The organism is Isoptericola sp. Y581 (assembly GCF_059445475.1).
On record NZ_JCAIUK010000003.1, the window covers coordinates 45,791 to 71,094 of the forward strand.

The following is a 25,304-nucleotide window of genomic DNA, read 5'->3' on the forward strand; positions in this document are numbered from 1 at the left end:
TCAGTCCCGCGTCGGGGTCAGGTGCGTGACGACGAGGAGGTTGTCGGGGAACTGGTACGGCGCGCCGAGCGCGTACGGGTCCTTGTCGCTGGGGAACCCCTCCCAGCGGACGGTGTTGAACTGCGCCCAGTTGGGGGACTGGAGCATGGGGATGGTCGGCAGCTCCTCGACCATGATCTTCTCGAGGCCGTCGAGCGCCGCCTGCTGCTCGGCGGCGTCATCCGTCGCGGCGTAGTCCTTGAGGAAGCCGTCGGCGTCGTCGTCGTAGAACCGCGCGTAGTTCGAGATGACCGACCCCTCGTCGACCTCGTACTCCGAGCTCATGAGCGCCCGGTACAGCTGGTACGGCGACAGACCCATGGGCACCGAGGTGATCGTCATGTCGTACGTGCCCGCGCCGCGGGACTCGAGCCACGCGTCGAACGACACGCCCTGCGGCTCGAGCTCGATCCCCACCTCGGCCAGCTGCTCCTTGAGGAGCTGCGACATCGTCACCCAGTCCACGTAGTCCGACGGGATCTGCAGCGTGAAGGAGAGCCGCTCGCCGTCGGGGGTCGTGCGGACCCCGTCGGAGCCCTTCGGGAAGCCGGCGTCGTCGAGCAGCTCGTTGGCCTGGTTCACGTCGCGGGTGAACGACGCGTCGGTGTACGCGTCGTTCAGGACGCCCTCGAAGGCGGGCAGGGGGAGCCCGGTCGGGTGCGCGGGCGGCGTGTAGCCCTGCATCGCGACCTCGGACAGCCGGTTGCGGTCGATCGCGGCCGACAGGGCCTGCCGCACGTCGACGTCGTCGAACGGCGCCTTCTGGTCGTTGACGAGGAGGTTGACGAGGCCGTCGCCGGGGTACCAGTACGAGCGGTGCTCCTTGTCGGGGCTGAGGAAGATCTGGTCGATGTTCGCGACGAAGCCGCCCGCCCAGTCGAGCTCGCCGGACCGGAGCGAGGTGTTGAACGTCTGGTCCGTTGCCGCCGGGTACCGGATCTCGGGGACCTGGACCTCGTCCGCGTTCCAGTAGGTCTCGTTGCGGGTGAGCGTGTACAGCTGCTGCGAGAAGTCGCCGAGGACGAAGGGTCCCGTCCCGACGGGCTTCTCGTTCGTGAACTCGAGCGGGTCGATGTCGGCGAACACGTGCTCGGGGACCACGACCGCGTTCTCGATCGCCTCCTTCGACGCGAAGGAGGTGCTGCCGAAGCGCACCTCGACCGTGCTCGGGTCGGCGGCGGTGGCCTCGGCGATGTCGAGGGCCGAGGCGTTGGCGGCGGGGTTGTCGCGCATGAGGTTGAACGTGAAGGCGACGTCGTCGGCGTCGAACGTCTCGCCGTCCGACCACGTCACGCCCTCGCGGAGCACGAACGTGGCCACGGTGCCGTCGTCGTTGAACTCCATCGACTCGGCGAGCCAGGGGATGGACTCGCCGGGGGTCATCGGCGTGTTGAGCAGGAGGGGCTCGTAGATCATGCCCTTCGTGCCCTGGTTGGCCGACGGCGAGTACGGGTTGAAGTTGCGCTCGTAGGTGTTGGCGGTGTTGGCGTGGATAGTCAGCGGCTGGGCGGCGCCGTCGCCGGACGTGGACGGCGAGCCGCCGCCGCTGGTGCAACCGACCAGGGCGAGCGACGCAGCGACCACGGCCGCGGCCGCTCGGGGGATCGTCGTCGTTCTCATCAGGGACCTTTCGTGGTGCGGGTCGTGGGGGGCGGTCAGGGGCGGGCGTCGAGCGGCGCCTGTAGGACGGCGAACCGCCGCACGACGTCGAACCCGGTGGAGCGGTACAGGTGCCCGGCGGGGGAGTTCTCGCCGGTCCACAGGAACCAGGCGGAGTGGGCCCCTTCGGACCGCATCCGCGTGAGGGTGAGGTGCAGCAGCGCCCGGCCGAGGCCCGCGCCGCGGCGGCTCTCGTCGACGCCGATCGGCCCGAAGCGTTCGCGCAGCCCGCGGTAGGCGCCGTAGGTCGAGAGACCGACCACCGCGCCGTCGGGGTCGCGGGCGAGCAGCACCCGTCGGGGGCCCTGGCCGTGCCGCAGCACCGACTCGCGCAGCGCGTGGCCCCAGTCGGGTGCGAGGCGCTCGGCGGCGAACGCGATGGCCTCGGGCAGGTCGTCGTAGGTCGCCGTGCCGAGCACGTAGCCCTCGTCGGCCCGGGCGCGCAGCAGCTCGCGCACCCGGTCCGGCATGACGTACGCGTCGAGGTCGAGCGTCATGGCCGCGGCGGTGTAGCGCGTGGCGAACCCGTGGGCGGCGAGGAGGGACGCCGCCTCCGGGTAGGCCTCGACGTCCAGCCCGGGCACGAAGTACGCCTGCGGGTAGCCGGCGTAGGTGACGGTGGTCGCGCCCCGCGAAGCGAGGTGCTCCGTCGCCCGGCGCAGCAGCTCGGTGCCGACGCCGCGGCGCCGGTGCGCGGGGTGGACGCACCCGATCGTGACGAAGCCCGCGGCGGGGTGGGCGGGGATCCCCTGCTGCGCGACGACCGCGTAGACGAAGCCGACCGGCCGGCCGGCCTCGTCCTCGGCGACGACGAGCCCGGCCGGGTCGAAGTTGACGTCCAGGAGGACGTTCTCGGCGAGCCACTCCTCGCCGACGACGTCGCGCGGCATGGCGACGGCGGTGAGCTCGGCGAGGGCGGGCAGGTCGCCGGGCCGGTGGCCCCGGTAGGTGACGGTCACGGGAGCCTCCGCAGGGACGGGAGGTCCCCGCCGGAGAACGCGACGGCGTGCGGCACCCCGGCCAGGCAGCCGCGCATGACCATCTGCGCCGAGTAGTAGTCGATGTAGCGGAACCCGTAGGTCTCGCCGCGGGCGAATGCCTGCCCGCCGATCGCCTCCGTCCAGCTCGCGTGCGCCTCGTCGGAGACCTCGACGAACGTGTCGGCCTCGAAGCCGAGGGCGTCCTCCCAGTTCTCCGTGTACAGCAGCCGCGCGACGCCGTGCCGCGGGCGGTCGTCCTCACGGTGGCCCGGCAGGCCGGAGAGGAACCGCGCCCGCTCGGCGAGCACCGAGGCGTGCGTGTGGTCGGAGTGGATGCCGCGGGGCCAGTGGGCGAGCATCAGCTGGGGCCGCACCTCCCGCACGAGCATGGCCAGCCGGTCCGCGACCTCGTCGTCGGTGGGCAGGAACCCGTCGGAGAGGTCGTCGAAGACGACCACCTCCGCGCCGATGTGCGCGGCGAACGCCTCGGCCTCGGCGATCTTCTGCTCCTTGTACCGCGCGGCGTCGAGCCGCGGGTGGCCGCGCTCGCCGGGCGTGAGGGCGACGAGCACGGACCGGCCGCCGTCGAGCACGTTCTGGGCCAGCACGGGGCCGGCCGCGAGGTCCATGTCGCCGATGTGCGCGCCGACGGCCATGACGGTCTGGGGTGTCACGCGGGAACCTCCGCAGGTGGGGTCGGGTAGAGCAGGGTGCCCGCGGGGGGTGCGGGCGGGCGGGGCGCCGCGGCGAGGATCTCTCGCAGCGGTGCGCGGGTGTCGACGCCCTCGCGCAGCGACGACGAGCCCCACAGCAGGTCGACGAAGGGCGGGCGCCCGTCGGAGCGCTCGCGCCACAGGGGTCGGTCGGGGTAGAGGTCGGCGACGGTCCGCAGGAGCGCGTGGCCCGTGGCGACGGGGTCGACGGCCTCGGGGTCGAGGAGGTGGAGCTGGGCGCCGTGCACCGTCTCGCCCGACCACTTCGAGAACATCGGTCGGAAGACGGCCTCGCGCACCGCGACCCCCGGCAGCGCCTGCTCGCGCAGCGCCGCGGCGAGGCGACCGTCGGTCCACGCCGCGCCGAGGAGCTCGAAGGGGCGCGTGGTACCGCGACCCTCGGACAGCGTGCTGCCCTCGAGGAGCCCCGTCGCCGGGTAGAGCACGGCGGCGTCGCGGGTGGGCATGTTGGGGGAGGGCATGACCCAGGGCTCCCCGGCGCCCGCCCGCCCGTCCCAGCCCTCGACCGCGACGACCTCGAGGTCGGCGGCGCGGCCGGTGGCGGCCGGGACGTGCTCGGCGTTGAACCAACGCGCGAGCTCCCCGAGGGTCAGCCCGTGCCGCAGCGGCACGGATACCCGGCCCACGAAGCTCGCGCAGGCGGGGTCGAGGCCCGGCCCGGCGGGCCGCCGACCGAGCGGGTTGGGCCGGTCCAGGACCGTGACGCGCCGCCCGGTCCGGGCCGCGGAGCACAGGAGGTCGAACAGCGTCCACGTGTAGGTGTAGAACCGCGTGCCGATGTCCTGCAGGTCGACGACGACGTGGTCGGCGCCGGTCCGGCCCACGAGCGCGTCCAGGTCGGCCCCGGCGAGGGTGTAGGTGTCCAGGACCGGCAGGCCGCTCCCGGCGTCGGTGCCGTCGCCATCGCTGGCGCCTGCCTGGGCGGCGCCCCAGTAGCCGTGCTCGGGGGTGAGCAGCGCGGCGACGTCGACGCCCGCGGCGCGGAGCGCGTCGACGCCGCGGGCGAGGTCGTCCGCGACCGCGGTGTAGTTGGTACAGAGCGCGACGGGCCCGCCGGACAGCAGGCCTGGTTCGTTGACGACCCTGGTCAGACCGGTCCGTGGCAGCACTGCCGTGGTCACGAGTGACTCCTCTCACACCGGGTATGCCAATAAGTTACGTAGGAGTGCTCGCCCACGTCAATTATTTCCGCGAATTGGCATCGTCCGAGGTGGCAGCGGTGCGGAGGGTCTCGGCCGGGAACGGTGAGAGGAGGTGCGGGAGAGGTCAGCGGGAGGTCAGGGGCATCCCCATGGTCCGGCCCCACGGCTGGAGCTCGAGGGTGCGGAAGCCCAGGTGCTCGTAGAAGCCGATGGCGCGGATGTTGCGCCCGCCGACGCCCAGGTGGATCCCGGGGGCGCCCGCGGCGGCGACGGCGTCCAGGACGGCGCCGAGGACGCGGCGGCCCGAGCCCGCCCCCTGGGCCTCGGGCAGCAGGTCGACGTGCAGGTGCGCCGGGTACTCCGCGAGCCACGGCGCGGCCGTGCGCGACGGGGTGTGGATCGCCCGCAGCAGGCGGGCGTCCGGCGACTCGTCGTCGTCGGCGGGCACGGGGTACCGCGCGCGCAGCTCCGGCCACCAGCTCTCCTCGCACCGGCGCTCGAAGTCGAGCGTGCTCGCGGTCGCCACGCAGTAGCCGACGGCGACGCCGTCCGGGCGGCGCAGCACGCGGGCGAGGTCCGGCTCGAGCGCGAGGTACGCGCCGAGGTACATGTGGCCGAGCAGGTCGCCGTCGGCGTACAGGGCGGTGGCGTCCTCGCCCGAGTCGCCGGTGCGCAGGCACACCTCGTACAGCGCGTCGCGGTCCGCGGGGCGGTAACGGTCCACCGTGAGCTCCGGGCGAGGGGTGGTGGGTGTCGGGACGGCGCGGCCGTCCTGGCCGTCCTGGCCGTGGTGGGGGTGCGTAGTCATGGCAGCATCGTGCACTGCCCGGACGCCCGTGGCTCACCCGTGCGCCGCGAGTCCGGGAGGGCTGTTCGGACCGCTCAGCGCCGTGCCGGATCTCGCCTAGTATGCCCGGCATGCTCCACGCTGCGGTTCCCGGCCTGTCGTTCACCGCGATCGACTTCGAGACCGCCAACCCGAAGCGGGCGTCGGTCTGCTCCGTCGGCGTCGTCAAGGTCAGGGACGGCCTCGTCGTGGACTCCCTCGAGACCCTGGTCGAGCCGCCGCCCGGCCACCAGGAGTTCAGCAGCTACAACGTGGCGGTTCACGGGATCACGGAGCGCGACGTCGTCGGTGCGCCGCCGTGGGACGTCGTCTATGCCAAGTTCGCGGAGTTCGTCGGCACTGACGCCCTCATCGCGCACAACGCCTCGTTCGACCGCTCGGTGCTCACGCAGGCCAGCACGGCGTACGGGATCGACCTGCCACGGTCGCGTTGGCTCTGCACGCGGGACACAGCGAAGGCGTTTCTGGACCTCGCCTCGTACCGGTTGCCCGTCGTCTCGGCGGCACTGAACATCCCCGCCCACGACCACCACGACGCCGGCGCGGACGCACGCCAGTGCGCGCTGGTCCTCGTGGAGCTGTGCCGACGACTCGGCCCGGACGGGGTGCTCGCGGTGGGGCAGCACGTCCGCGCGTGGTGAGTGCGGATCGGGCCGGCCGTACGGGTGGGCATCACCGGAGGCTCAGTCCCACCACAGCCTGACCCACCGGCCGTCGTCCGGCACCACCTCGTCCGGCGACCAGACGGCGGGCGCGGGGTGCATCTCGTCGGGCCAGTGCTCGTGGTCGAGGCCCAGGTCGGTCCGCACGAACGCCATCAGCTCGGAGCACTCGCACCACGCGGGATGCTGGAAGTCGTCGTCGGACGGCGACTGCTCGCTGAACTGGCTGGGCCCGACGGAGATCCGCATCGCGCGAGGAGGCTTGACGTACACCGTCGAGGTCGCGGCGCAGTGGGCATCGACGTCCAGTCGCCGCAGGTCGCACCGGACCCGATCAGGGTGTGCGGCAACCGCGGCAAGGATCGAGCCCGTCGTGGGGCCGAAGTTCCACCGGGAAGCACGCTTCTCGGCGCTCAGTCTCGTCAGCAGTGCGCTCGCCTCGGCGCGCGCGTCCTCCGACCTCACCTGTGATGGGTACTGCACCGTTCCTCCTCGAGTTGGACTGCACGGAGGAGACGCAGTGTGTCGAAGATCGGAGGCCGTGCGCTTTGGCCCTGTGGACAAGTGCATGCCGCATGCTCTGCCCGTGCCCGATGCCCCGCCGGCGATCAGCCGACGGGCCCGGGGCGCTCAGGTCACCAGTCCGCTCCGGTAGGCGTGGACCACCGCCTGCACGCGGTCCCGCAGGCCGAGCTTGGCCAGGATGCGCGACACGTACGTCTTGACGGTCTCCTGGCTGATCACCAGCGTCGCGGCGATCTCGCTGTTCGACAGGCCACCCGCGATGAGGCGCAGCACCTCCAGCTCGCGCGGCGTCAGCACGGTGTCGGCGGCTTTCCTCTCGGCGGGGCGGATCCGCGCCGCGTACCTGCCGACGAGCTGCCGTGTCACCTCGGGCGCCAGCAGCGCGGCCCCGGCCGCGACCGTGCGGATGCCGTGCAGCAGCTGCGCCGCGGGGGCGTCCTTGAGCAGGAACCCGCTGGCCCCCGCGCGCAGCGCCTCGTAGACGTACTCGTCGAGGTTGAACGTCGTCACGACGAGCACCTTGACGGGGTGCGCCACCCCGGCGCCGGCGAGCAGGCGGGTCGCCTCGATGCCGTCGAGCACCGGCATCCGCACGTCCATCACCACGAGGTCCGGGTCGAGCCGCCCGGCGAGGTCGACGGCGGCCCGCCCGTCCCCGCACTCGCCGACCACCTCGAGGTCGGGCTGCGCGTCGATGATCGTCGTGAACCCGGTGCGGATCAGCGCCTGGTCGTCGCACACCAGTACCCGGGTCGGCGGGTTCATACTCGGCTCTCGGTGGGGACGCGCTTGGGGACGTGCTCGGTGGGGATGTGCCCGGTGGGGATGCGCGCCCGGACGACGAATCCGCCGTCGGCCTGCCGGTCCGCGCCGAACTCGCCGCCCAGGGCGTCCACCCGGTCGCGGAGCCCGACGAGGCCCCGACCGCTCCCGCCCGGTGACCGAGGGCCGGCCCCGGCCTGCCCGCCTCGTGCCCCGGCGGTGCTGACCTCCACGGTGATCTCCCTCTCGTCGTAGCGCACGTCGACCGCCGTCGGGCTGCCCAGGGCATGCTTGAGGGCGTTCGTCAGGGCCTCCTGCACCACCCGGTGGGCGACCAGCTCGGCGCTCCCGGCCGACTCCGTCGGCGTGCCCTCCTCGGTGAGCTCCACCGGCTGGCCGGCCCGGCGGGTCTGCTCGACGAGCGTGCGCAGCTCCCGGAGGGACGGCGTCCCGGCGGCGCCGTCGTGGCCCGGGTCCAGCAGGTCCAGGAGATGCCGGAGGTCGCCGATGGCCCGCCGGCCCGTGTCCGTGATCGCGTCCAGGGTCTCGTCGAGGCGGTCGGGGGCTCCCGTCAGGTACCGGGCGGCCTCCGTCTGCACCACCATCGCCGTCACGTGGTGGGTCACGACGTCGTGCAGCTCGCGGGCGATGCGGGTGCGTTCGGCGGCGCGGGTGTACTCGGCGATCCGGCGGCGGTGCTCGGCCTCGGCGGCCCGGGTGGAACGCAGCCACGCGCCGGCGCCCCAGATCAAGATCAGGGCCAGGTAGAACGTGGCGTACCCGTCGGGCCGCTCGGCCCCGCCGGCCCGGAAGAGCGCGACCGCCAGCACGAGGTAGGCGCCCGTCAGGAGGGCCACGACGGTGCGGCGTCGGTGTTCCAGCTGGGAGCCCGCGCTCAGCAACGCGATGACGAGCGCCAGGCCCGCGAACGTGTGGTAGCCCCGGAGCTGGTCGAGGGCGAAGCCGAGCGACACCAGGACGAGGCAGGCGGCCGGCCACCGCCGGCGCACGATGAGCGGGGCGCACAGGAAGACGACCGCCACGACGGTGAGCGCGTCGAAAGGACGGGACGGCAGCTCGCCGACCTCCGTCCCCAGCCCGTGGAACGCGGGCACGAACGTCGCGACGGCCGGCACCAGCGCGAGCGGCAGGTCCCGGGCCGTGACGTCGAGCTGGCGCCATCGGTCCGGGACCTGCCGGAGTTCGATCACCGAGAGATCGTAGCGGCCGCGGCTGCGTCCGCCCGGGCCCGGCGGCGGCGGGGGATCACGTGACCGCGACGGTAGGCCAGCCACATGAAGACGCCGGTGGCCAGCGCGCAGAGCACCACGGCGAAGATGCTGCCCTCCGGTCCGAAGTCACCGCCCGTGACCGTCGTGGGGCCGGACATCGCGGCGTCCAGCAGGCCCTGCGAGGTGTCGTTGCCGGAGACGGCGGTGCTGAAGATGGCGCTCCCGCCGATGTTCCACCCGAAGTGCAGGCCGATGGGCACCCACAGCTTGCGGGTGGCGACGTACGCGGCCGTCAGCATCCCGCCGGCCTCGATGGCGATGGCGAGGGCGCCCCACGGCGTGGCGTTCGGGTTGAGCAGGTGGATGAGGCCGAACAGCGCGCCGGTCACGGTGAGCGCGATCCACGTGCCGGTCCAGCCCTCGACGATCCGGAACAGGACGCCGCGGAACATCAGCTCCTCGGTCACGGCGGCGGCCGCCATGATGCCGAGGAGCCCGACGGCGCCCGTCGGCGAGCCGAGTCCGTCGACCGTGTAGTCGCCGAGGAGCGCGATGATCGCGATGACGGCGGCGAACAGCCCGGCCCCGAGCAGCGTGCCCCAGCCGATCGAGCGCGCGGCACCCGGCAGCGCCACCTCCACCGGGTCGCGACGTTCGGTGCGCCGGACCACCCAGGCGTAGACCACCACCGCCAGTACCGCGGTGGCCAGGCCGACGACGAGCGTCAGCCACGGGTTGTCCTCAACCGCGGCGCTGGCCTGACCACAGACGAACACCACTGCCACCACGGCCAAGAGCTGCCACACCAGACGCACGTTCACTCCTTCGCAAGACGCCGCGGCCGAGCGCCGCGGGCTGCTCAGAACGCTATGGACTCCCCGAGGCGGAGTCGTCACCGTACGGAGGGCATTCGCGGGTAGCTCGCACGGGGGACACGCCGATTCAGGGCACCGGTGGGGGCTCGACCACCCCGTGGCGGAACGCCCACACGACCGCCTGCAGGCGGTCGCGCGATACGGTCTTGGTCAGCACGCCGGCGACGTGGTACTTGACCGTGGTCTGCTCGATGAAGAGCTCGTCCGCGATCTCCTGGTTCGACATCCCGCGGGCGAGCAGGGCGAGGATCTCGAGCTCACGGGTGGTCAGCGGCGAGGGCAGATCGGCGGGCTGTCGCGGCGCAGCCGGGCGCCGGGCGGCGAACTCGGCGAGCACCCGGCGCGTCAGCCGCTGATCGAGCGTCCCGTCTCCGGCGGAGACCGAGCGGATGGCGCCGAGCAGGGTGTCCTCGTCGGCGCCCTTGAGGAGGAAGCCCGCTGCTCCGGCCTCCAGGGCGCCGAAGACGTAGTCGTCGACGTCGAAGGTGGTCACGACGAGCACGCGAGCGTCGAGCGTGGCGTCGGTGGTGATCCGGCGGGTGGCGGCGATGCCGTCCAGGCCCGGCATGCGGACGTCCATGCAGACGACGTCCGGGCGCAGCTCGCGGGTGAGTGCCACCGCCTCGTACCCGTCTCGCGCCTCGCCGACGACGCGGATGTCGCCGGGGGCCTGCAGGATCACCGAGAGGCCCGCTCGGACGACGGCCTGGTCGTCGGCGATGAGCACGTCGATCATGAGGGGTCGTCTCCGTACGGGATGGTGAGGGTGTTCGTCCAGCCGCCGTCCGCGGCGGGCCCCGTCACGAGTGTGGCGCCGACCAGCTCCGCGCGTTCGGCCATGCCGATCAGGCCGTAGCCGTCACGCGGTGGGTACGGCCTGATCGCCTCCCGGCCCGGAGCGTTGCGCACGGTGAGGACGACGGAGTCCCGGCCGTAGTCCGCCCGCACCTCGCGCGGGGCACCTGCCGCGTGCAGAGACGTGTTCGCGAGTGACTCCTGGACCATCCGGTAGGCCGCCGCCGCGGCGAGCGGCCCGAGCTCGACCGGGTCCCCCGTGGTGGTGAACGCCACCGGGGATCCCGTCGCGGACGCCCCCGCGACCAGCGCGGGCAGCTGGTCCACCGCCGCGGCGGGGGCCAGCTCCCCCCGCTCGTCGGTGCGCAGCAGCCCCACGACCTGGCGGAGGTTGGCGAGGGTGGCCTGCCCCTCCCGCTTGACGACGCCGAGGTACTCGCTCGCGCGGTCCGGCTCGCTGCGCAGCAGCGCGTCCGCGGCCTGGGCGCTGACGACGATGCCGCTGAGGTGGTGCCCGGCGATGTCGTGCAGCTCGCGGGCCATGAGCGACCGCTCCCGCTGCACGGCCTCCGACGCCCGGAGCTCGCGTTCGCGCTCGGCCGCCTCGGCCCGCTCGCGCAGCGCCTCGACCAGGCGCTCGCGGCCGGTGACGATCTCGGCGACGAGGACCGGCGTACCGAACACCAGGATGCCGCGCAGCAGGGCGTAGGGGATCGTCAGCGGCGCGGCGATCTCGGTGCTCGACTGCAGTGCGATGCCCTCCGCGACCGTCGCGACCAGAGCGACGAGCAGCACCACCCGGTACCGCCACGGTCGGTCCCGGGCACGGGCGGCGGCGTACGCCGCGAACATCACGCCCGGAGCCCCCGTGCCCAGCTCGCCCGACGACATCGCGAGCACGAGGGCGTCGAGGCCGGCGACGACGCCGAGCGTGATCAGAGGAGCGCGGTGTCGCGCCAGGAGGGCGGCGGCTTGCGCCAGCACCGGGAGAGCGGGGAGCCAGCCGTCCAGGATCGCGTCGGCGTCGGCGTCGGCGTCGGTCGCGGGCCGAGCGGCGAGCACGGCGTAGGCCACCAGATGGCCGATCCCCACCAGGGCGGTCACCACGACGGGCACCGCTTGCCCGAGCCGGTCCTGGAGGGGGCGCGGGCGAGGGGGCGGCGTCACGGAGTCATTGTCCTTCAGGTCGAGGTCCTTCCAGCTCGAGCACGAGGGCGTCGAGCACGTGGTGCGGTCATGCCCCCAGCGTCGTCGCGTCGTCGAGGCGGCGCCCCCTCCGCAAGGACAGTCCCGATCCCGTCTGCCCGGAGGGTGTCACGGCGGCCGCAGCCGGGTGGGGTGGAGGCACGTCCGGCCCCGGACGTGTCGAGAAGGGGAAGCACATGTTGACCAGGACCACCCGAACCCTGACGATCGGCGCCGTCGGCCTCGTCGTCGCCGGCGCGGCCACCGCCGGCATCTGGGCAGACGTCGCGACGAGCGACCCGAGCGTCGCCCCGCACGAGCCCTCCGCCACGCATCAGGTCGTGCAGGAGAGGCTGGACGGACTGGTCGAGACCGGCTTCCCGGCCGCCCTCGCCTCGATCACGTCTCCCCACGGCGACCACGACGACCTGGTCTCGGGCGTCGGGGACCTCGACACCGGCGGGCCCGTCCCCGTCGACGGCGAGGTCCGCGCCGGCAGCAACACGAAGACCTACACCGCAGTCGTCGTGATGCAGTTCGTGGAGGAGGGGCTCGTCGAGCTCGACGAGCCGATCGAGACCTACCTTCCCGGCCTCGTCCACGGCGACGGCATCGACGGGAAGGACATCACGGTGCGCCAGCTGCTGCAGCACACCAGCGGCCTGCCCGACTACACGGCCGGGATCGCCGCCGACCTCGAGAGCGTCCAGCATGCGTACAGGTCACCCCGCGATCTTCTCGACCTCGCCCTCGCCGAGCCGGCCCGCTTCGCACCGGGCGAGAGCTGGGAGTACAGCAACACGAACTACCTCCTCCTGGGCGTCGTCGTCGAGCGGCTGACCGAGCGGCCGCTGTTCGAGGTCGTCACCGACCGCATCATCGAGCCGCTCGCCCTCGAGCACACCTACTTCCCCGGGGTGGGCGAGCAGGAGCTCCGCGGCGACCACCCGCACGGCTACCACGGGGACGAGACAGGGGAGGGCGGCGGGGAGCCTGCCGACGTGTCCACCCTCGACCCGTCCTTCGGCTGGGCGGCCGGCGCAGTCGTGGCGAGCCCGAGCGACCTCAACGAGTTCTTCCGCGCCGTGCTCGACGGCCGCCTGCTGGAGGACGAGAGCATCGCCGAGATGAAGAAGAGCGTGCCGGCCGACGACGAGCTGTGGCCCGGATCGGCCTACGGCCTGGGCATCCAGAGCTACCCGCTCAGCTGCGGCGGGGTCGTCTGGGGTCACGGCGGCGACATCCACGGGTACGAGACCCGCAACGGCGTGGCGGACGACGGCACCGCCTTCACCGTGGCCGTCACCTCCCTCCCGTGGGGGTTCGGCGACCCGACCGACGAGGAGCGGCTCCTGGACACCTACCGGGCCGTCACCGAGACCGTCGACGCGGCGTTCTGCGACTGAGGAACGTGTCTGAGCCTGTCAGCGGTCCGCTCGCCGGGCGGACCGCTGACAGGGTGGGCGGATCCGCTGCATGCAGTCGTGCCACGAGTGCGCGTCACGCCGCGCGAGGTCGCGCTCCCGGTCGAAAGCCGGGCTCTGGGTTGGGCCGAGCGTGCGGCCAGGGTGCCGTGAGGGTCCGACGTTCACCCGCACGAGCTTGTCGCCATCGGCGTACCGTCGAACCCTGGGAAGCATCGTCGGCGGGCGAGTATCGCTCGTGGTTCGGACGGGATGCGACGGAGATGGCAAGCCAGTGTTCGAGACTGCCGCTCGTTATTGATTAGTTGCGCATCGATCGACGGCCACGTCGAGCCGATGTCCAGGATCCCTTCTAGATACCTGTCTCACACGCTGTAATATTTCGCGTCGGGATGATGCAGGATAAATGCGTCGGTGGACTGCTCCGGATGCAGCTGCAGCTCGTCGGAGAGGATGACGCCCACGCGCTCGGGGCGCAGTAGCTCCACGACCTTGCGGCGGTCCTCCATGTCGGGGCACGCGGGGTAGCCGAGGGACATCCGGGCGCCGCGGTACTTGAGCTTGAACAGCCCCTCGACGTCGTCGGGCTCCTCGGCCGCGAAGCCGAGCTCGTCGCGCACGCGGGAGTGCCAGAACTCCGCCAGCGCCTCGGTGAGCTGCACGGACAGGCCGTGCAACTCCATGTACTCGCGGTACCTGTTCGCCTCGAACAGCTTCGCCGTGTGGCCCGACACCGTGTCGCCGACGGTCACGAGCTGCACGGGCAGCACGTCGAACCGGCCCGTCTCCTCGACGAACGACCGCGGCCGCACGAAGTCGGCCAGGCACAGGTGCCGGTCGCGGCGCTGGCGGGGGAAGTGGAACCGCAGGCGCTCGGTGCCCGGCTCGCCGCCGGAGCCGCCGTCCGGGCCGTCGTGGTGCGCGACCACGATGTCGTCGCCGTCGGACCACACGGGGAAGTAGCCGTAGACGACCGTGGGGTCCATGATCTGGTCGGTGCGGATGCGCTCCAGCCACTCGGCCAGGCGCGGGCGGCCCTCGGTCTCGACGAGCTCCTCGTAGCTCTGCCCATCGTCGCCACGGCCCGGCTTGAGCCCCCACTGCCCCATGAACGTGGCGCGCTCGTCGAGGAACGCCGCGTAGTCGGCGAGCTGGACGCCCTTGACGACGCGCGTGCCCCAGAAGGGCGGGTCGGGCACGGGGTTGTCGGCGGCGACGTCGGAGCGCGCGGGCAGGTCGGCCTCGGGGGTCTCGACGAGCTCGACCAGCGCGTGGCGACGCTTGCGCAGCGCGGGCAGCCCCACGGACTCCGGGTCGGCGCCGCGCGCGACGGCCACGAGCGGCTCCATGAGCCGCAGCCCCTCGAAAGCGTCCTTGGCGTACCGGACGGTGCCGGGGAACGCCGACGCGAGGTCGTCCTCGACGAAGGCGCGGGTCAGCGCCGCGCCGCCCAGGAGCACGGGCCACCGGTCGGCGTGCCCGCGCGAGGCGAGCTCGGCGAGGTTCTCCTTCATCACCACGGTCGACTTCACGAGCAGGCCCGACATGCCGATGACGTCGGCGTCGTGCTCCTGCGCGGCCTCGATCATGGCCGCCACCGGCTGCTTGATGCCGATGTTCACCACCGTGTAGCCGTTGTTGGTGAGGATGATGTCCACGAGGTTCTTGCCGATGTCGTGCACGTCGCCGCGCACGGTGGCGAGCACGATGGTGCCCTTGGTGGCGGTGTCGCCCTCGACCTTCTCCATGTGCGGCTCGAGGAGGGCGACGGCGGACTTCATCACCTCGGCGGACTGCAGCACGAACGGCAGCTGCATCTGCCCGGAGCCGAAGAGCTCGCCCACCACCTTCATGCCGCCCAACAGGTGGGTGTTGACGATGTCGAGCGCCTTCGTGCCGTTCGCCAGCGCCTCGTCGATGTCGTCCTCGAGACCCTTGCGCGCGCCGTCGATGATCCGGCGCTCGAGCCGCTCGCTCACGGGCAGGGCGGCGAGCTCGGCGGCGCGCTGGTCGCGCAGCGCCGTGGCGTCGACGCCCGAGAAGAGCTCGAGCAGGTGCGACAGCGGGTCGTGGGTGAGGTTGCCCTCGTCGTCGTAGCGGCGCCGGTCCCACACGAGGTCCTCGGCGGCCTCCCACTGCTCGTCGGGGATCGCGGTGCGCGGCAGGATCTTCGCGGCGTGCACGATCGCGGAGTCGAGCCCCGCCTGGGTCGCCTCGTGCAGGAAGACGGAGTTGAGCACGGCGCGCGCCGCCGGGTTGAGCCCGAACGACACGTTGGAGACCCCGAGCGTGGTGTGCACGCCGGGGAAGCGCCGGGTGATCTCCGTGATGGCCGCGATCGTCTCGATGGCGTCGCGCCGCGTCTCCTCCTGCCCGGTGGCGATGGGGAACGTGAGGGCGTCGACGATGATGTCGTCGACGCGCATGCCCCAGTCGCCCGTGAGCTGCTCGATCAGGCGGGTCGCGATCGCGACCTTGTGGTCGGCGGTGCGGGCCTGGCCCTCCTCGTCGATCGTCAGGGCGACGACGGCGGTGCCGTGCTCGCGCACCAGCGGCATGATCCGCGCGAACCGGGACGTGGGTCCGTCGCCGTCCTCGAAGTTCACCGAGTTCACGACGGCGCGCCCGCCCACGAGCTCCAGGCCGGCCTGCAGCACGGCCGGCTCCGTGGAGTCGATGACGAGCGGCAGCGTGGACGCCGACGCGAGCCGCGACACCACCTCGCGCACGTCCGCCACGCCGTCGCGCCCCACGTAGTCGACGCAGACGTCCAGCAGGTGCGCCCCGTCGCGGGTCTGGGCGCGGGCGATGTCGACGATGTCGTCCCACCGGCCCTCGAGCAGCGCCTCGCGGAACGCCTTGGAGCCGTTGGCGTTGGTGCGCTCGCCGATCGCGAGGTACGACGTGTCCTGGCGCAGGTCCGTGTGCGCGTACAGGGACGCGACGCCGTTCTCCCGCACGGGGTGCCGCTCGGGCAGCGCCTTGCCGCGAACCGCCTCGACCACCTGGCGCAGGTGCTCCGGCGTCGTGCCGCAGCAGCCGCCCACGAGCCCCAGCCCGAACTCGCCCACGAACTGCGTGTGCGCGGCGGCGAGCTCGGCGGGGGACAGGGGGTAGACCGCGCCGTCCGGGCCGAGCTCGGGCAGGCCGGCGTTGGGCATGCACGTGACCGGCACCTCGGAGTGCTGCGCGAGGTGGCGCAGGTGCTCGCTCATCTGCTCCGGTCCGGTGGCGCAGTTCAGCCCGATGGCGTCGACGCCGATCGCCTGCAGCGCGGTGAGCGCGGCGCCGATCTCCGAGCCCATGAGCATCGTGCCGGTGGTCTCGACCGTCACCGACGCGATGACGGGCACCGTCCGGCCGAGTTCGGCCAGCGCGTCGTGGCAGCCCGTGACGGCGGCCTTGGTCTGCAGCAGGTCCTGGCTGGTCTCGACCAGGAGGGCGTCTGCGCCGCCCTCGAGGAGCCCGGCCGCCTGCTCGGCGAACGTGGTGCGCAGGTGCGCGTAGGTGGTGTGCCCGAGGCTGGGCAGCTTGGTGCCCGGGCCCATCGAGCCGAGCACCCAGCGCGGGTGGTCGTCGGTGGCGAACGCGTCGGCGCGTCCGCGGGCGAGGGTCGCCCCGGCGCGGGCCAGCTCGCGGATGCGGTCGTCGATCCCGTAGTCGGACAGGTTGGACCAGTTGGCGCCGAACGTGTTGGTCTCGATCGCGTCCACGCCGACCTCGAGGTAGGCGTCGTGCACGCTCGCGATGATGTCCGGGCGGGAGACGTTGAGGACCTCGTTGCAGCCCTCGTGCCCCTCGTAGTCCTCCAGGGTCGGGTCCGCGGCCTGGATCATCGTGCCCATCGCGCCGTCGGCGACGACGACGCGCGTGCGCAGGGCCTCGCCCAGGGCGGAGGCGCGGGAGTCGGCGGCAGCGAGGTCGAGCGTGGTCGTCACCCGTGCAGCGTAGCCGCGGGCGCGGGGCGTGCCACCGGTCTGTCCAGGGGGCGTCCACCCACGCGGGGGGCGGGATCAGAGCGTGGGCACGCCGTTGACGTTCAGCAGGATGGAGTACACCGAGGTGGTGGCGGTGACGAACAGCCGGTTGCCCTTGCGGCCGCCGAACGCGAGGTTCGACACCTCCTCGGGCACCAGGACCCGGCCGACGAGGGTGCCGTCGGGGTCGAAGACGTGGATCGCCTCGCCGGCGGCCACCCAGACCCGGCCCGTGGTGTCGAGCCGCACGCCGTCCGGCCGGCCGTCGAGGTCCGCGAAGACCTCCCCGCCCGCGAGCCGCGCGCCGTCGACGTCGAGCACCCGCACGTGCTGACGGTGCGTGTCCGCGACGAACAGGCGGCTCCCGTCGGCCGAGAGGGCCAGCCCGTTGGGGCGCACGAAGTCGGTCGCGACGGCGGCCACCTCGGCGGTGCCGGGGTCGACCCGGTACACGTGGCACCCGTCGATCTCCGGCTCCGCGCGCTCGCCCTCGTAGTCGCTCGTGATGCCGTACGGCGGGTCGGTGAACCACACGGCGTCGTCGCGCGACACCACGACGTCGTTGGGGCTGTTGAGCCGCTTGCCGTCCCACCGGTCGGCGAGCACCGTCGTCGAGCCGTCGTGCTCGGTGCGCACCACCCGTCGCATGCCCTGCTGGCAGGTGACGACGCGCCCCTGGCGGTCGAGCGTACGGCCGTTGGAGTACCCGGCCGGGGACTCGAAGACGCTCACCGAGCCGTCGGTCTCGTCCCAGCGCAGCACGCGGTCGTTCGGGATGTCGCTGAACAGCAGGTACCGGCCGGCGGGCACGTAGACGGGACCCTCCGTCCACCGCCCGCCGGTCCAGATCCGTTCGAGGCGCGCGTCGCCGTTCACGGCGTCGAAGCGCTCGTCGAGGCGTTCGAGCACGGCGGGCGTCAGGTCGGTCATCACACGCTCCGGAGGTGGGGGCCGAGGCCCCTCGGCTGGTCAGGACGCTGCACGGTACAGGACGCTGCACCGCGCCACACAGCGCCAGGGGCGGGCAAAAGGGCGCGCAGGGCGCCCGACCCGCGGTGTGGCGGCCGCCGGGCGGGCCGAAAATCTCCGTGCGCACGGCGCGGTGCCGGGCCTAGCGTGAGAGGCATGTCGACCCCTGCCCAGACCGATGTCCCGGCCCTCGCGCCGATCGCGGAGCGCGCCGCCGCGCCGTCCGTCCTGCCGCCGCTCGTCGCCGGCGGGCTGACGTGGCGCCCGGCCACGCGCGCCGACGCACCCGCCCTGCTGGAGCTGCGGAACACGGTCGCGGAGGCCGACCACGAGCCGTACCGGGAGGCGCTCGGGGAGCTCGTCGAGATCCTCGAGGCCCCCTGGCGGCACTTCGACACCGACTCCGTCCTCGGGTTCGACGACGACGGCGCGCTGCGTGCCTACGGGTACGTCGAGACGATGCCCGGCGACGTGAGCCGCGTGCGGGCGTTCCTGTGGGGCGGGGTGCACCCGGCCCGCCGCGGCGAGGGCATCGGGCGCGAGCTGTTCGCCTGGCAGGTGGCGCGGGGCCGCCAGGTGCTGGCGGCCTCGGGCACGAGGTCGGGCCGGGAGCTCCCTGCGCGGCTCGCCGCCTTCCTGGAGGACGACGCGCCGGCGGCGAAGGTCCGCCTGCACGAGCGCGGGGGCTTCACGCCCCGGCGCTTCTACTCGGACCTGGAGCGCGACCTGCGCGACCTGGTCGCGCGCCCCCTGCCCACCGTGGAGCTGGACGGCGGCCTGCGCCTCGTCCCGCTGCGCGACGAGCTCGACGAGCCCACCCGGCTCGCGCACAACGACGCCTTCCGGGACCACTGGGGGAGCGAGCCGCAGACGCCCGAGCAGTGGGGTTCCGCGCGCAGCACGTACGCCCCCGAGTGGTCGTTCGCGGTCGTCGACGCCGCCCCCGACGTGGCCGCGCTGCTGGCCGATCCGGCCACCGACGCGGACACGGCCGCCGCGCTCCGCGAGGGCCTGCCCCTCGTCGCGGGCTACCACGTGGCGGCGCGCTACACCGAGGACTTCGCGGTGCGCGGGTACCCGTTCGGCTACACGGAGATCCTCGGGGTCCGCCGCGCGTACCGGGGCCGCAAGGTCGCCGTCGCGCTGCTCGCGGCGGGCATGCGCGCCTTCGCCGACGACGGGATGGCGGCCGCGGCGCTCGACGTGGACACCCAGAACCCGAGCGGCGCGCACGGGCTGTACGCGAGCCTGGGATACGTCAAGCGGCACGGCTCGCGGCTGCTCACGATCGAGCTCTGAGCGCCGGCCCCGGATCACCCCGTCCGGAGGTTTCGGCAGGGGCCGGGTGGGGCCTAGGCTGCCTCGCGTGACCGACGCCGTTCATCCCGGGCTGCTCCACGCATCGCCGCACCGGCTCCTGCCCACCGCCACCTCGCGCGCCGCCGCGGTCACGCTGGCCATGCTCACCGTGCTGCACCTCGCCGCCCAGGCCGCCGAGGCGAGCACCTGGGCGCGCGTCACGCAGGGGTGCCTGATGCCGCTGCTCGCCGTGACCCTCTGGTGCGCCGTGCCGGCGCCACGGTCCCGGCTGGTCCGGCTGGTGCTGGCGGCGCTCGCGTTCTCCTGGCTCGGGGACACGCTCCCCGCGGCATTCGACGGCGACGCGGCGTTCCTCGTGATGGTCGGGCTCTTCCTGGCCGCGCAGGTCGTCTACGCGGTCGCCTACTGGCCGTACCGGCGCGAGAGTCTCGCCGGGCGGCCCCTCCTGCTGCTGCCGTACGTGGTGGCCGCCGCGGCCCTCGTCGTGGCGTGCGCCGCGGGGGCGCCCGGTGTGCTGCTCGCGGCCGTCGTGGTGTACGGGCTGTGCCTGGTCGTGATGGCCGTGCTCGCCACCGGGGTGCACCCGCTCGCCGGGGTCGGCGGGGCGGTCTTCCTCGCGTCGGACGCGATGATCGCCCTCGGCGCGTTCACCGACTGGTTCGCGCCGCCGGCATCCGGGTTCTGGGTGATGCTCACCTACGTCGCCGGGCAGGCGCTGATCGTCGCGGGAGTGCTCGCGCGCCGCTGAACCTGCGCGTCAGGCGAGGGTGCTGGGGCGCGCGCTGCGGTGCTCCATCCAGGTCCCTGGCTCGGGCACCGGGGTGAAACCCAGGCGCTCGTAGATGCCGCGGCCCTCGTCGGAGGCCTTGAGTAGCACCCGCTTCAGGCCGAGCGGCTCCACGTCCGCGACCGCCCCGGCGACGACGGCCGTGCCGAGGCCCAGGCCGGGTGGGCCGGGTCGACGACGACGTCCGCGAGCCAGGCGAAGATGGCCCCGTCGGTGACGAGCCGGGCGTAGGCGACCAGCTCGCCCGTGGCGCCCAGGAGCACGCCGTAGCTGCGGGACCCGGCGAGCGCCCTGTCCAGCTTCTCGCGCGTGCGGCCGGCGGCCCAGGAGGCGTGCGTGGCCAGGAGCTCGTGCACGCGGGCGGCGTCGATCCGGGTCGGGTCGGCGGAGAACTCGTAGCCGTCGGGGAGGTCGGGGTCGGGCATGGCGGCCATCCAAGCAGGTCCGGGCCGTGGTTCCCCCGGGATTTCCCCGGAGAGTGTCGGTGGTCACACCTAGGCTCGCGGGCATGGACATCATCCTGGTACCCGGGTTCTGGCTGAACGGCTCGGCGTGGGACGGGGTCGTCCCGTCCCTCACCGCGGCGGGGCACACGGTGCACCCGATCACGCTGCCGGGCATGGGATCGCCCGACGAGGACCGGTCCGGCATCCACCTCGCCGACCACGTCGCCGCCGTCGTCGAGGCGATCGACGCCGTGCCGGGTGGCGCGCCGGTCGCGCTGGTGGGCCACTCGGCCTCCGGCGGTCTCGTGTACGCGGCGTCCGACGCGAGGCCGGAGCGGGTCGCGCACGTCGTGTACGTGGACTCGGGCCCGGTGGCGGACGGGCAGGCGATGAACGCCGACCTGCCGGCCGACGTCGTCGAGGTGCCGCTCGACTGGAGCGAGTTCGAGGAGGACTCGCTGCGCGACATGACCGACGAGATCCGAGCCGACGTCCTGGCCGGGTCCACCACCCAGCCGGGCGGTACGGTCCGCGAGGCGCACCGGCTGAGCGACGACGAGCGCCGACTCGACATCCCGTCGACCGTCATCGCGTCGGAGATGCCGGGCGAGGTGCTGCGCGGCCTCATGTCCGAGGGGCACCCGTTCGTCGCCGAGCTCTCGCGGCTGCACGACTACGAGATCGTCGACCTGCCCACGGGCCACTGGCCCATGTTCACGCGGCCGGGGGACCTGGGCGCGGCGATCACCGCGGCGATCGGCTAGGTCCGGGGCGGCGTCGACGCCGTCACGCGGGTGCTCCCGTCGTCCACGGCCGGAGCTTCTCGGGGTTGCGCACCGTCCAGATGCGCGTGATCCGGTCGTCCGCGACGTCGAAGGCCGCCACCGTGACGGTGACGCCGCCGCGCTGGGCCACCAGGCCGGGCAGGCCGTTGACCGTGCGCTCCACGAGCGTCAGGCCGGGCACCCTGCCGGCGATCTCGAGGGCGTAGCGCGCGATCTGCTCGCGCCCCACGATCGGGCGGAGCGCGGCGCTGGCACGCCCGCCGCCGTCGGCGACCGCGACGGCGTCGGGGTCGAGCAGGCCGACGAGGGCGCCGATGTCCTGGGCTTCCCACGCCTTCTTGAAGTCGCGGACGACGGCGGCCCGCTGCGTCGCCGGGGTGGCGGGCGCCCGAGAGCCGCGGATGCGGCGGCGCGCCGACGTGGCCAGCTGGCGGCAGGCGGCCGGTGAACGGCCGACGATCTCGGACACCTCGGCGAACGGATAGCCGTAGACGTCGTGCAGGACGAACGACACCCGCTCGGCCGGCGTCATCGACTCGAGCACCACGAGAAATGCCATCGTGATCGACTCGTCGAGGGTGGCACGGTCGGCCGGGTCGTGCGTCGCGGCGCCGGGCCGTTCGTCGTCCCAGACGGCGCGGCCGGGCAGCGGCTCCGGGATCCATTCGCCCACGTAGTGCTCGCGCCGTGCCCGTGCAGAGCCGAGCACGTCGAGGCAGATGCGGCTGGCGACCTTGGTCAGCCAGGCGCCGGGCGACCTGATGGCCTGCCGCTGCTCGGGCGCCAGGCCGTACCAGCGGGCGTAGGTCTCCTGGACGACGTCCTCGGCGTCGGCCAGAGAGCCGAGGAGCCGGTAGGCGACGGCGACCAGCTGGCGCCGTTCGCTCATGACCGCCCTCAGGGCGGGATCCGGCTGGTCGCGTCCCGGCTCGGTCGGAGTGGTCATGTCTCGGCATCTCCTTCGGTGGCATCAGCCCGTACCCGTACCGACGAGACACCGCGACGACCTGTGAGGTCGGCGCGCCACCTCACATTTCTCGTGGTCACGTCGTCGGACCATCGAGCCGCCTTCTGGTGGAAGGCCGGCGTCGAGCCCGAGAGACAGGAAGACCACATGATGTCCCAGCACAGGACGACGGACCGGGGCGGACGCGCCGGCGTCTCCTCGCGTGACGAAGGCGCCGCCTCGTGACGACCTGGGGGTTGGCGGTCGTGCTCGCGACCGTCGTGATGAACGCGATCTCCGGCGTGCTGTGGGTGGCGCGCCCCCGGAGGATCGTGCCGGGCCTGCGGAAGAACCTCGCCACGATCGGCGTCCCGGAGTCATGGGCGGTCTTCCCCATCGGGACGCTGAAGCTCGCGGGGGCGGCCGGCCTGCTCGCGGGCGTCCTCGGCGTGCCGTACGTCGGGACGGCCGCGGCCACCGGGCTGATCCTGTTCTGGATCTGCGCCATCTTCAGCCACGTCCGCGTCGAGGACTGGTCGACGCAGTTCTTCGCCACGTCGTGCCTCTTCCTGCCCCTCGCGGCGGGGTCGCTCCTGGCCACGGTGGTGTGACCGCCGCCGCCCCGGTCAGCCGACGGCGGTGACCGGCGCGGCGAGCGGCTGGCCCGACCCGTCCCGACGGTCGGTGCTGTCGGGCAGCTCGACGGGCTGCCCGGCGGAGCCGACGCCGCGGGCCGGGCCCTCGCCCACCCAGGCCAGGACGAGACCGTCCTCGCCCTTGAGGAAGCGGTGCGCGCGCACCCCACCGGTGCCGCGGCCCTTGCCGGGGTACAGCTCGTACGGCGTGACCTTGGCCGACCCGCCGCCCGTCCCCGGCAGCGCGCCCGACGTGCCGGCGACGGTCACCACCATGTGCAGGTCGCGGGTGGCGGCCCGCGCGACGCCGAAGAAGACCACCTTTTCCCCGGCGGTCAGGCGGATTCCGGCCATGCCGGCGGCGGACCGGCCCTGCGGGCGCACGTTCGACGCGTCGAAGTGGAGCAGGCTGGCGTCGGAGGCGACGAAGACCAGCTCGTCGTCGTCGCCCACCGGGGCCGCGCCCACCACCCGGTCGCCCTCCTTGAGGGAGACGACGTCCCACTCGTCCCGGTTGGCGGGCACGTCACCGGCCAGGACGCGCTTGACGATGCCGTTCGCGGTGCCGAGGGCGAGGGTCGGGGCGTCCGGGTCGAGTGACGCGATGGCGAGCGCGGACTCGCCCGGCGCCAGCGCGACCAGCTCGCTGACCGGGATGCCCCCGGACAGCGACGGCGGCCCGTCGACCGGGGGGAGCGCGGGCAGGTCGAGGACGGATACGCGCAGCAGCCGGCCCGCCGTCGTGACGAGGCCGATATCGCCGCGGGTGGACGTGGCGACGTCGCTGCGCAGCGCGTCGTGGGCGTGGCGCCGGCCGGCCCGCTCCACCGGGGCGTCGGGGGTGTCTCCCGACGTGCGCGCGAGCAGCCCCGTGGCGGACAGCAGCGCCCGCGTCGGGGAGTCGGCGATCTCGAGCGAGATCGCGGGCGCCTTGCTCCTGCCGTTGGTCGCGGCCGGGGCGGTGGCGCCGCCCGCGGAGTCGAGCAGCACGGTGCGGCGCGGCGTCCCGTAGGTCGACGCGACCTCGGCCATCTCGGCCTTCACCACGGCGCGCAGGCGGGCGTCGTCCGCGAGGATCTCCTTGAGCTCGGCGATCTCGCGCTCCAGCTCGGACTGCTCCTTCTCGAGCTCGATCCGGGAGAACTTGGTAAGGCGGCGCAGCTGGAGGTCGAGGATGTAGGTGGCCTGCGGCTCCGAGAGGTCGAAGACGCTCATCAGGCGCTCGCGGGCGCCGCCCACGTCGTCGGAGGTGCGGATCACCTGGATGACCTCGTCGATGTCGACGATCGCCAGCAACAGCCCCTCGACCAGGTGCAGGCGCTCCTGGCGCTTGGCGAGCCGGTACTCCGTGCGGCGGCGCACGACGTTGATGCGGTGGCCCACCCACACGCGCAGCAGCTCGAGCAGCCCGAGCGTGCGCGGCTGGCCGTCGACGAGCGCCACGTTGTTGATGCCGAACGAGTCCTCGAGCGGGGTGGTGCGGTAGAGCTGCTCCAGCACCGCGTCCGGGTCGAAGCCCGTCTTGACCTCGACGACCAGGCGCAGGCCGTGGCTGCGGTCGGTGAGGTCCTGGACGTTCGTGACGCCCTGGATCTTCTTGGCCTTCACGCCGTCGGCGATCTTCTCGATCACCTTCTCAGGGCCCACCCCGTAGGGGAGCTCCGTGACGACGAGCCCCTTGCGGCGCGGGGTGACGTTCTCGACCCGCACCGTCGCCCGCGTGCGGAACGATCCGCGCCCGGTGCGGTAGGCGTCGCGGACGCCGTCCAGGCCAACGATCTTGCCGCCCGAGGGCAGGTCGGGCCCGGGCACGAAGCGCACGACGTCCTCGAGCGTGGCCTCGGGGTGGGAGACCAGGTGCTGCGCCGCGGCCACGACCTCGACGAGGTTGTGCGGGGCCATGTTGGTGGCCATCCCCACCGCGATGCCCGACGCGCCGTTGACCAGCAGGTTCGGTACCGCGGACGGCAGCACCGCCGGCTGGGTGAGCTTGTTGTCGTAGTTCGGGACGAAGTCGACGACGTCCTCGTCCAGGCCCGCCGTCATGGCCATCGACGGCGGGGCGAGGCGTGCCTCCGTGTACCGGGGGGCGGCGGGGCCGTCGTCGAGCGAGCCGAAGTTGCCGTGCCCGTCGACCAGCGGCAGGCGCATGGAGAAGTCCTGGGCGAGGCGCACGAGCGCGTCGTAGATCGCGGTGTCGCCGTGCGGGTGCAGCTTGCCCATGACCTCGCCGACGACGCGGGAGGACTTCACGTGCGCGCGGTCGGGCCGCAGGCCCATGTCGGCCATCATGTACAGGATCCGGCGGTGCACGGGCTTGAGCCCGTCGCGGGCGTCGGGCAGCGCGCGGGAGTAGATGACGGAGTACGCGTACTCGAGGAAGGACGCCTCCATCTCCGCCGCGACGTCGATGTCGACGATCTTCTCGTCGAACGGCTCGTCGGTGACGGATGCGCTGCTGCTCTTGCGCGCCATGCGGTGCGGCTCCTGAGGTCGGCTGATGCGGGTTCGGTCTACGGGCGGTCGACCGGTCGTCGGGACGGCACCAGACTCTAGTCGCCGGCGCCCACAAGGCCGC

23 protein-coding genes are annotated in these 25,304 nt (G+C 73.2%); 6 read left to right on the top strand and 17 right to left on the bottom strand.

The features are described from left to right. From AC1C2W_RS06375 to AC1C2W_RS06395, 5 genes are all read right to left on the bottom strand, one after another. Entirely contained in the window at positions 1–1,659 is a 1,659-nt protein-coding gene (locus AC1C2W_RS06375) for an ABC transporter substrate-binding protein (protein ID WP_495390956.1), read from the bottom strand. Positions 1,660–1,694: 35 nt separating this feature from the next. Then, on the bottom strand, positions 1,695–2,657 hold the full coding sequence (locus AC1C2W_RS06380; RefSeq protein WP_495412672.1) for a GNAT family N-acetyltransferase: 963 nt from the start codon (positions 2,655–2,657) through the stop codon (positions 1,695–1,697). Next, positions 2,654–3,352, bottom strand: a complete 699-nt coding sequence (locus AC1C2W_RS06385; RefSeq protein ID WP_495390954.1) for a PIG-L deacetylase family protein — start codon at positions 3,350–3,352, stop codon at positions 2,654–2,656. The genes AC1C2W_RS06380 and AC1C2W_RS06385 overlap by 4 nt, the downstream gene beginning before the upstream one ends. Next, positions 3,349–4,533 (bottom strand): exo-beta-N-acetylmuramidase NamZ family protein, encoded by a 1,185-nt coding sequence (locus AC1C2W_RS06390; protein ID WP_495412673.1) that lies wholly within the window; start codon positions 4,531–4,533, stop codon positions 3,349–3,351. The genes AC1C2W_RS06385 and AC1C2W_RS06390 overlap by 4 nt, the downstream gene beginning before the upstream one ends. A 145-nt stretch (positions 4,534–4,678) precedes the next feature. Beyond that, the gene (locus tag AC1C2W_RS06395; protein ID WP_495390952.1) at positions 4,679–5,362 is read right to left on the bottom strand and encodes a GNAT family N-acetyltransferase; all 684 of its coding nucleotides are present in this window, start codon (positions 5,360–5,362) and stop codon (positions 4,679–4,681) included. Between the two features lie 110 nt (positions 5,363–5,472). On the opposite strand from AC1C2W_RS06395, the gene AC1C2W_RS06400 reads away from it, so the two are divergent. Beyond that, entirely contained in the window at positions 5,473–6,042 is a 570-nt protein-coding gene (locus AC1C2W_RS06400; RefSeq protein ID WP_495390951.1) for a 3'-5' exonuclease, read from the top strand. A gap of 42 nt (positions 6,043–6,084) precedes the next feature. Here AC1C2W_RS06400 and AC1C2W_RS06405 read toward each other — a convergent pair whose 3' ends face one another. The 6 genes from AC1C2W_RS06405 to AC1C2W_RS06430 all read right to left on the bottom strand — a co-directional run bounded on the left by AC1C2W_RS06405 (position 6,085) and on the right by AC1C2W_RS06430 (position 11,419). Next, positions 6,085–6,546, bottom strand: coding sequence for a hypothetical protein (locus AC1C2W_RS06405; protein ID WP_495390950.1), 462 nt, complete (start codon positions 6,544–6,546; stop codon positions 6,085–6,087). A 147-nt stretch (positions 6,547–6,693) separates the two neighbouring features. Next, a complete protein-coding gene (locus tag AC1C2W_RS06410) occupies positions 6,694–7,353 on the bottom strand; it encodes a response regulator (RefSeq protein ID WP_495390949.1) in 660 nt (219 codons plus the stop codon). Continuing rightward, positions 7,350–8,561, bottom strand: coding sequence for a sensor histidine kinase (locus AC1C2W_RS06415; protein ID WP_495390948.1), 1,212 nt, complete (start codon positions 8,559–8,561; stop codon positions 7,350–7,352). Before AC1C2W_RS06415 ends, AC1C2W_RS06410 begins: the two co-directional genes overlap by 4 nt. Next, positions 8,558–9,397 (bottom strand): CPBP family intramembrane glutamic endopeptidase, encoded by an 840-nt coding sequence (locus tag AC1C2W_RS06420; protein ID WP_495390947.1) that lies wholly within the window; start codon positions 9,395–9,397, stop codon positions 8,558–8,560. The genes AC1C2W_RS06415 and AC1C2W_RS06420 overlap by 4 nt, the downstream gene beginning before the upstream one ends. 127 nt (positions 9,398–9,524) lie before the next feature. After that, complete coding sequence (locus AC1C2W_RS06425) at positions 9,525–10,193, bottom strand: response regulator (RefSeq protein WP_495412674.1); 669 nt, start codon at positions 10,191–10,193, stop codon at positions 9,525–9,527. Further along, complete coding sequence (locus AC1C2W_RS06430) at positions 10,190–11,419, bottom strand: sensor histidine kinase (protein ID WP_495412675.1); 1,230 nt, start codon at positions 11,417–11,419, stop codon at positions 10,190–10,192. The genes AC1C2W_RS06425 and AC1C2W_RS06430 overlap by 4 nt, the downstream gene beginning before the upstream one ends. A gap of 215 nt (positions 11,420–11,634) precedes the next feature. On the opposite strand from AC1C2W_RS06430, the gene AC1C2W_RS06435 reads away from it, so the two are divergent. Continuing rightward, complete coding sequence (locus tag AC1C2W_RS06435; RefSeq protein ID WP_495412676.1) at positions 11,635–12,843, top strand: serine hydrolase domain-containing protein; 1,209 nt, start codon at positions 11,635–11,637, stop codon at positions 12,841–12,843. A 383-nt stretch (positions 12,844–13,226) separates the two neighbouring features. Here AC1C2W_RS06435 and metH read toward each other — a convergent pair whose 3' ends face one another. After that, positions 13,227–16,799: a methionine synthase gene (gene metH, locus AC1C2W_RS06440; RefSeq protein ID WP_495412677.1), complete on the bottom strand. Its 3,573-nt coding sequence runs from the start codon at positions 16,797–16,799 to the stop codon at positions 13,227–13,229. A gap of 75 nt (positions 16,800–16,874) precedes the next feature. Beyond that, positions 16,875–17,768 (bottom strand): SMP-30/gluconolactonase/LRE family protein, encoded by an 894-nt coding sequence (locus tag AC1C2W_RS06445; protein ID WP_495390942.1) that lies wholly within the window; start codon positions 17,766–17,768, stop codon positions 16,875–16,877. Between the two features lie 195 nt (positions 17,769–17,963). Between AC1C2W_RS06445 and AC1C2W_RS06450 the strand changes: the two genes are divergently transcribed. Both AC1C2W_RS06450 and AC1C2W_RS06455 read left to right on the top strand, forming a co-directional pair. Further along, on the top strand, positions 17,964–19,106 hold the full coding sequence (locus AC1C2W_RS06450; RefSeq protein ID WP_495390941.1) for a GNAT family N-acetyltransferase: 1,143 nt from the start codon (positions 17,964–17,966) through the stop codon (positions 19,104–19,106). A 67-nt stretch (positions 19,107–19,173) separates the two neighbouring features. Continuing rightward, on the top strand, positions 19,174–19,875 hold the full coding sequence (locus tag AC1C2W_RS06455) for a lysoplasmalogenase family protein (RefSeq protein ID WP_495412678.1): 702 nt from the start codon (positions 19,174–19,176) through the stop codon (positions 19,873–19,875). Positions 19,876–19,884: 9 nt separating this feature from the next. Here the strand turns inward: AC1C2W_RS06455 and AC1C2W_RS06460 are convergent, their stop codons facing one another. Together AC1C2W_RS06460 and AC1C2W_RS06465 are read right to left on the bottom strand one after the other, a co-directional pair. Continuing rightward, positions 19,885–20,028 carry a GNAT family N-acetyltransferase gene (locus tag AC1C2W_RS06460; RefSeq protein WP_495412679.1) on the bottom strand — a complete coding sequence of 48 codons (144 nt, stop codon included), beginning with the start codon at positions 20,026–20,028 and terminating at the stop codon, positions 19,885–19,887. Next, positions 20,010–20,339: a GNAT family N-acetyltransferase gene (locus AC1C2W_RS06465; RefSeq protein ID WP_495412680.1), complete on the bottom strand. Its 330-nt coding sequence runs from the start codon at positions 20,337–20,339 to the stop codon at positions 20,010–20,012. The genes AC1C2W_RS06460 and AC1C2W_RS06465 overlap by 19 nt, the downstream gene beginning before the upstream one ends. A gap of 83 nt (positions 20,340–20,422) precedes the next feature. On the opposite strand from AC1C2W_RS06465, the gene AC1C2W_RS06470 reads away from it, so the two are divergent. After that, the gene (locus AC1C2W_RS06470) at positions 20,423–21,124 is read left to right on the top strand and encodes an alpha/beta fold hydrolase (protein ID WP_495412681.1); all 702 of its coding nucleotides are present in this window, start codon (positions 20,423–20,425) and stop codon (positions 21,122–21,124) included. A gap of 22 nt (positions 21,125–21,146) precedes the next feature. On the opposite strand, the gene sigJ is transcribed toward AC1C2W_RS06470, so the two are convergent. After that, positions 21,147–22,091: an RNA polymerase sigma factor SigJ gene (gene sigJ, locus AC1C2W_RS06475; RefSeq protein WP_495390937.1), complete on the bottom strand. Its 945-nt coding sequence runs from the start codon at positions 22,089–22,091 to the stop codon at positions 21,147–21,149. A gap of 242 nt (positions 22,092–22,333) precedes the next feature. Here sigJ and AC1C2W_RS06480 point away from each other — a divergent pair, with 242 nt between their 5' ends. Then, the gene (locus AC1C2W_RS06480) at positions 22,334–22,702 is read left to right on the top strand and encodes a DoxX family protein (protein ID WP_495390936.1); all 369 of its coding nucleotides are present in this window, start codon (positions 22,334–22,336) and stop codon (positions 22,700–22,702) included. A 15-nt stretch (positions 22,703–22,717) separates the two neighbouring features. Here AC1C2W_RS06480 and AC1C2W_RS06485 read toward each other — a convergent pair whose 3' ends face one another. Continuing rightward, entirely contained in the window at positions 22,718–25,201 is a 2,484-nt protein-coding gene (locus AC1C2W_RS06485) for a DNA gyrase/topoisomerase IV subunit A (protein WP_495412682.1), read from the bottom strand. Positions 25,202–25,304 lie beyond the last annotated feature (103 nt).

Excerpts from the sequence above, each read along its gene's own strand:
- AC1C2W_RS06410 (WP_495390949.1), bottom strand. The coding sequence starts at position 7,353 with ATGAACCCGCCGACCCGGGTACTGGTGTGCGACGACCAGGCGCTGATC.
- sigJ (WP_495390937.1), bottom strand. The coding sequence starts at position 22,091 with ATGACCACTCCGACCGAGCCGGGACGCGACCAGCCGGATCCCGCCCTG.
- AC1C2W_RS06395 (WP_495390952.1), bottom strand. The coding sequence starts at position 5,362 with ATGACTACGCACCCCCACCACGGCCAGGACGGCCAGGACGGCCGCGCC.
- AC1C2W_RS06465 (WP_495412680.1), bottom strand. The coding sequence starts at position 20,339 with ATGCCCGACCCCGACCTCCCCGACGGCTACGAGTTCTCCGCCGACCCG.
- AC1C2W_RS06425 (WP_495412674.1), bottom strand. The coding sequence starts at position 10,193 with ATGATCGACGTGCTCATCGCCGACGACCAGGCCGTCGTCCGAGCGGGC.
- AC1C2W_RS06435 (WP_495412676.1), top strand. The coding sequence starts at position 11,635 with ATGTTGACCAGGACCACCCGAACCCTGACGATCGGCGCCGTCGGCCTC.
- AC1C2W_RS06470 (WP_495412681.1), top strand. The coding sequence starts at position 20,423 with ATGGACATCATCCTGGTACCCGGGTTCTGGCTGAACGGCTCGGCGTGG.
- AC1C2W_RS06485 (WP_495412682.1), bottom strand. The coding sequence starts at position 25,201 with ATGGCGCGCAAGAGCAGCAGCGCATCCGTCACCGACGAGCCGTTCGAC.
- AC1C2W_RS06450 (WP_495390941.1), top strand. The coding sequence starts at position 17,964 with ATGTCGACCCCTGCCCAGACCGATGTCCCGGCCCTCGCGCCGATCGCG.
- AC1C2W_RS06400 (WP_495390951.1), top strand. The coding sequence starts at position 5,473 with ATGCTCCACGCTGCGGTTCCCGGCCTGTCGTTCACCGCGATCGACTTC.
- AC1C2W_RS06375 (WP_495390956.1), bottom strand. The coding sequence starts at position 1,659 with ATGAGAACGACGACGATCCCCCGAGCGGCCGCGGCCGTGGTCGCTGCG.
- AC1C2W_RS06445 (WP_495390942.1), bottom strand. The coding sequence starts at position 17,768 with ATGACCGACCTGACGCCCGCCGTGCTCGAACGCCTCGACGAGCGCTTC.